Below are 5,388 nucleotides of genomic sequence, written 5' to 3'. Positions count from 1 at the left end.
GCTTCGTCGGCCGTCTCGTCGTGGCCGCTTCGGCTGCCTTGTCGCCCGACTCGCCGGCCTCGTCGGCGGCGTCCTCGCTGACGGCGACCTGCCCGCCGGGCGGGTTCTCCGTCTCGAAGACCGCGACGACCTCGCCGACCTCGACGACGTCCCCGGGGTCGGCGCGGAGTTCCGCGACTTCTCCCGAGCAGGGGACGGGAATCTCCACGATGGCTTTGTCCGTCTCCACCTCGCAGAGCACGTCCTCGTCGGTGACCTCGTCGCCCTCCGCGACCAGCCACGCGTCCAGTTCCGCCTCTGTCAAGCCCTCGCCCGGGTCCGGCATCCGGAATTCGTATCGGTGTCGTTCAGAACTCATAGCCCATCACCGCCTCGATCGCGTACTTCGCGCGCTGTGCGTCCGGCAGGTACTCGCCCTCGATCTGGTTGCCCGGGAAGTGGACGTCGTAGCCGGTGGCGCGCTGGACCGGCGCGAGCAACCGGTCGAACGCGTACTCGTTGACGACCGCGGTCAACTCCGCGCCGAGGCCGAGCGTCCGCCGCGCCTCGTGGAAGACCACGCAGCGCCCGGTCTTCTTCACGGAATCCAGGACCGTCTCGATGTCCAGCGGACTCAGCGTCCGCAGGTCGAGTATCTCGACGTCGGCGTCCACGGCGTCGGCGGCCTGCTCGGCCTCGCGGACCATCGCGCCCCACGTGACGACCGTGACGTCCTCCCCCTCGCGGGCGACGCGCGCTCTGTCCAGCGGGAGCGTGTACTCCTCGTCGGGGACGGGTTCGCGGTGCGTCCGGTAGAGCTTCTTGTGCTCCATGAACACGACGGGGTCGTCGTGGCGGATGCTCGCCGCGAGCAACCCCTTCGCCTCCCGGGGGCCGCTCGGGTAGACGACGCGGACGCCGGGCGTGTGCACGAGGTAGCTCTCCGTGGACTCGGAGTGGTACTCGCTGGACTTGACGCCGCCGCCGCAGACCATCCGCACGGTCAGCGGGACGTCGACGGCGCCGCCGGAGCGCTCGCGCATCTTCACGAGCGTGTACATGAACTGCCCGAACGCGGGGTAGAAGAAGCCCATGAACTGGATCTCGGGGACGACGCGCTCGCCGCGCATCGCCATCCCGACGGCCGTGCCGAGGATGCCGTTCTCCGAGAGCGGCGTGTCGATGACGCGCTCGTCGCCGAACTCGTCGATGAGGCCCTCCGTGGTGCGGTAGACGCCGCCGATGGGGCCGATGTCGTAGCCGAGCAGGCGCACGGTGTCGTCGGTGCGCATCTCCGCGGCGAGCGTCTCGTTGATCGTCTCGACGAGGTTTCGCTCGGTCGTCTCGCCGGTCACCTGCGCGTCGCTCATTCGAATCCCTCTCCCGTCCAGTCGACGAACGGGTTCTTCCCGTCGAGTTCGCGCTCTAATTCCGCGCGCTGGTGGGATTCGTTCCAGGACTCCCCGCGAAGGTGGTTGTCGAACATCCGGTGCGGGGCGGACTCCGGGACGTCGCGGGCGGCCGCGACGGCCGACGCGACCTCCTCGCTGATTTCGTCCTCCATCGCGTCGATGTCCTCGTCGGTGAGCACGCCCTCCGCGAGGAGGTACGCCTCGTAGCGGTCGATTGGGTCGCGTTCGAGCCAGTACTCCCGCTGTTCCTCGTCCCGGTAGACGCTCGGTTCGTCGGCGGTGTTGTGTTCGACGATGCGGTACGTGACGCACTCGACGAACGTCGGCCCCTCGCCGTTGCGGGCGCGCTCGACGGCTTCTGTGGCCTTCTCGTAGACGGCGAAGATGTCGTTGCCGTCGACGCGCTCGTTCGGGACGCCGTACGCGTCGCTCTTCTCGGCGAACGTCTCCGAGGCGGTCTGGCGGTGGGCGGGCACTGAGATGGCCCACTGGTTGTTCTGGCAGATGAACACCGCGGGCACCTCGAAGACGCCCGCGAAGTTGAGCGCGTCGTGGAAGTCGCCCTGGCTGGTCGACCCGTCGCCGACGAACGTCAGGGAGACGGTGTCGCGGTCGTTGAGTTTGTCCGTGAGCGCGGACCCGACGGTGTTCGGGAGGTTCGCGCCGAGGGGCACGTAGCCCGGGGAGAAGTTCACCGGCGGTTCGGTGGCGTCGTCCAGCGGGAGGTGGTCGTCGATGGTCTCGGGTTCGGCGCCCATCAGGTTCGCGAGCTGGCGGTCCAGGGGAACGCCCCAGTAGACGAGGCCCGAGCGCTGCCGGTAGAGCGGGAAACACCAGTCGCCCGGTGAGAGTGCGGCGGCAGCCCCCAGGGGCGTCGCTTCCTCGCCGCGGCACCGCGAGATGATGCTGACTTCGCCGCTGCGCTGCATGCGCAGCGCCTTGTCCTCGAAGGCGCGCGTGAGCTTCATCGTCCAGTACAGTTCGCGGAGTTCGTCGTCGTCGAGGTCGGGCGGGTCGCCGACGAGGGTCCCGTCGGGGGCCAGCACCCGATAGAAGTCCTCGGACGGTCGCTCTTCGGACCAGAGTGCCATGTGTGACCAACTCACGAAGGCCCCCGACTTAAAAATATGTACGGCGGGAAATTACGCACCAGGCGCTGGGAGTACCACTGGTTTGGGTGCCGTTCCACGGCTCGCGCTTGCGGACCGCTCTGACGGATCTGGAGCCGGTCGTCCGAACGCCGCGGGAGCACCGCCGGGATTCGCGGGGCGCGCCGCGAATTCGTCCACACTCAAGTGACTATCCATTGGCCCAATGTGCGAATCGTCCGATGGACGGTCGGTTCTCGCGGGGCGCGGATACATTCGTATGGATATACTGCCAGTTACCGGAATTCCGGCAGTTCGGGGCGGAGAAGGGTTTGACGTGAACAAACGAATTTTTGACGAGGCACGACGTCCCCCGGATTCCATTACAGACATAGATCCGTAATATATGTCCGTTTGGTATTCGTTCGCACACTCGATGTTTGACGAGAGCAAACGCACTCAGACGGAGACGTCGCCCGTCTGGAGGTTCACTTCGATGATGTTCACGTACTCCTTGACGATTCGCGGGAGGTCCTCGGTGAACCGGTCGCCCTGCAGGCGACTGGCCGGCGCGGAGACGCTGAGGGCGCCCAGCACCTCGCCGTCGGGGCTGAAAATCGGGCTGCCGACGGCGCGAATCCCCAGCAGGTCCTCCTCGTCGTTCGTCGCATATCCGTGCTCGCGTACGCGCTCCAGTTCCGCCTTGAACTCCTCGCGGTCGGTGATCGTGTGCTGGGTCCCCTTCGGCATGCCGTGTCGGTCGACGAGGTCGTCGATCTCCGCCTCGCTGAACTGCGAGAGAATCGACTTCCCGGCGGCCGAGTAGTGGAGGTACCGCCCCATCTCCTCGCGGTTCTTCAGGAAGAACTCGCGACCGACCGCGCGGTCGCCGAACGACTCGTAGAGAATCGACTCCAGGCCGTCCTCCTCGGTGATGAGGTGGACGCACTCGCCGGTCTCCGCGGCGAGCTCGTCGACCTCGCCCTTCGCGGCGCGATACAGCGGTACGCTGTTGCGGACGTACTCGCCGAACGTCAGGAACCGCCGGCCCAGCGCGTAGTGATCGCCGCGGTGCTCGACGAACCCGTGGTCGCTGAGCGTCGCGAGGTGCGTGTGGAGGGCCCCCTTCGAGAGGTCGATCTCCTCGGCTAACTCCGCGAGCGTCGCGCCGTCCATGCTCCGGAGCGCTTCGAGGACGCGCAGGGACTTGTCCACCGCGCCGATCGTCCGGCGTCCCGAGTCGTCAGTTGCCATAGCGGTGTATTCGTTCGAGATACCTAATAGGTTTTGACGTGGACAAATACCACTCGCACCGACGAGATAGTCACTTACTGTCTACTGAGAGCAAGACTTAAGGTGTTTTTAGACAAAATCCGTGTATGCACCGGGAGACAGCCGAGCCGACAGTCGCGGACCGCTCCGGGGAGGCGTCCCGGGAGTGGATCGCCGCCCACCAGGACGTCGCCGCCCCAAGCGAGTACTCCCACGAATTCGTCTGGGACGTCACCGGCGACGCAGAAGGCCCCTTCGTGACCGACCTCGACGGCAACGTGATGCTGGATTTCACCTGCCACATCGGGGCCGCACCGCTCGGGTACAACAACCCCAAGATTCTGGACAAACTCCGCGAGTTCGACCTCGTCGACCCCCTGAAGATCGCGGGCCAGGACTTCTACTTCGGGAGCGGCACCGTCGACGACCCGGAGTTCCCGGGGTCCACGCAGCTGATGCAGAAGCTCACCGAGGCGTCCAGCCAGTACGGCATGGACACCGTCTTCCTCTCGAACTCCGGCGCGGAAGCAATCGAGAACGCGATGAAGGTGGCGTACGACCACTGCGAGTCGCCGAAGTACGGCATCACGTTCACGGGCGCGTTCCACGGCCGGACGCTCGGCACGCTGTCGCTGACCCGCGCGAAGAGCGTCTACACCCGGAAGTACCCCGAACTCGCCGGCATCCGGGAGGTCCCGTTCTGCGCCTGCGAGGGGGCCTGCGAGTGCGGGTTCCGCGCGGGCGACGACTCCCGCCTGGAGACGCTGCTCGGGCCCGGCGGCCACATCGACCCGGCGGAAGTGGCGTTCCTCGTCATGGAACCCATCCAGGGCGTCGGCGGCTACCGGTTCCCCAGCGACGAGTTCGCGCGGGAGGTCGGCCGCGTCTCCGCGGACTACGACATCCCGCTCATCGTCGACGAGATCCAGACCGGCGTCGGTCGCTCCGGGTCGATGTGGGCCTCCGACCACTACCCATTCGACCCCGACATCATCACGTCCGCGAAGGCGCTGCGCGTCGGCGCGACCGTCGGCCGCTCGGAGCTGTTCCCCGACGAGAAGAACCGCCTCGGGTCGACGTGGGGCGGCGGCGACGTCATCGCCGCGATGCAGGGCGTGTTCACGCTGGAGGCCATCGAGGAGCACGACCTCCTGGAGAACGCGACCGAGCGCGGCGCCCAGCTGGTCGAGCGCCTCGACACCCACCACGACTGCGTCGAGGACGCGCGCAACCTCGGCCTGCTCGTCGCCGTCGACTACGACGCCAAGCAGCGCCGGGACGCGGTCGTGGAGGCCGCCCTCGACCGCGGCGTCCTCACGCTCGGCTGCGGCGCCCGGACCCTGCGCCTGCTCCCGCCGCTGGACGTCACGGAGCGCGAAATCGACCTGGGCGCGCGCCTGCTGAACGACGCTGTCGCGGAGGTCGCCGATGACTGACGACAGCACGGGTTCCCAGGCGAAGGACGCGCCGGATGTCGTCGTCCTCCGCGAGGGCACCGAGGGCCTGGACATGGCCGACTACGCGGCCGCCATCCGCGAGCGCCTCCGCACGCGACCGTCGAGCACGCCGCACGCCCACGAGGAGCGCGAACTGGTCCAGCACGCACCGTCGTCACCGGCGTCGGCATCGACGAGGCC

General features: G+C 67.4%; 5 protein-coding genes and 1 pseudogene. 2 read left to right on the top strand and 4 right to left on the bottom strand.

Translation table 11 applies throughout. The annotated features are described in order from the left end of the window. The 4 genes from GRX66_RS16225 to GRX66_RS16210 form a co-directional block, all read right to left on the bottom strand. On the bottom strand, positions 1-358 hold a 358-nt coding region (locus GRX66_RS16225; RefSeq protein WP_325064157.1), incomplete at its 3' end, for a biotin/lipoyl-containing protein. Further along, entirely contained in the window at positions 348-1,349 is a 1,002-nt protein-coding gene (locus tag GRX66_RS16220; RefSeq protein ID WP_159527458.1) for an alpha-ketoacid dehydrogenase subunit beta, read from the bottom strand. The genes GRX66_RS16220 and GRX66_RS16225, both read right to left, overlap by 11 nt. After that, positions 1,346-2,482 carry a thiamine pyrophosphate-dependent dehydrogenase E1 component subunit alpha gene (locus tag GRX66_RS16215; protein WP_159527457.1) on the bottom strand — a complete coding sequence of 379 codons (1,137 nt, stop codon included), beginning with the start codon at positions 2,480-2,482 and terminating at the stop codon, positions 1,346-1,348. Before GRX66_RS16215 ends, GRX66_RS16220 begins: the two co-directional genes overlap by 4 nt. 456 nt (positions 2,483-2,938) lie before the next feature. Continuing rightward, positions 2,939-3,733 (bottom strand): IclR family transcriptional regulator, encoded by a 795-nt coding sequence (locus GRX66_RS16210; RefSeq protein WP_159527456.1) that lies wholly within the window; start codon positions 3,731-3,733, stop codon positions 2,939-2,941. A 125-nt stretch (positions 3,734-3,858) separates the two neighbouring features. Here GRX66_RS16210 and GRX66_RS16205 point away from each other — a divergent pair, with 125 nt between their 5' ends. Together GRX66_RS16205 and GRX66_RS16200 are read left to right on the top strand one after the other, a co-directional pair. Next, positions 3,859-5,187: a class-III pyridoxal-phosphate-dependent aminotransferase gene (locus GRX66_RS16205; protein WP_159527455.1), complete on the top strand. Its 1,329-nt coding sequence runs from the start codon at positions 3,859-3,861 to the stop codon at positions 5,185-5,187. Continuing rightward, positions 5,180-5,388 (top strand): annotated as a pseudogene (locus GRX66_RS16200) (hypothetical protein); the annotation flags it as partial. The gene GRX66_RS16205 and the pseudogene GRX66_RS16200, both read left to right, overlap by 8 nt.

Origin of the sequence: Halobacterium bonnevillei (genome assembly GCF_009831555.1) — an archaeon.
In the GTDB taxonomy this organism is placed as follows: domain Archaea; phylum Halobacteriota; class Halobacteria; order Halobacteriales; family Halobacteriaceae; genus Halobacterium; species Halobacterium bonnevillei.
Note: the sequence above shows the minus strand (reverse complement) of the source record. Positions and strands in the feature narration are given on the sequence as shown.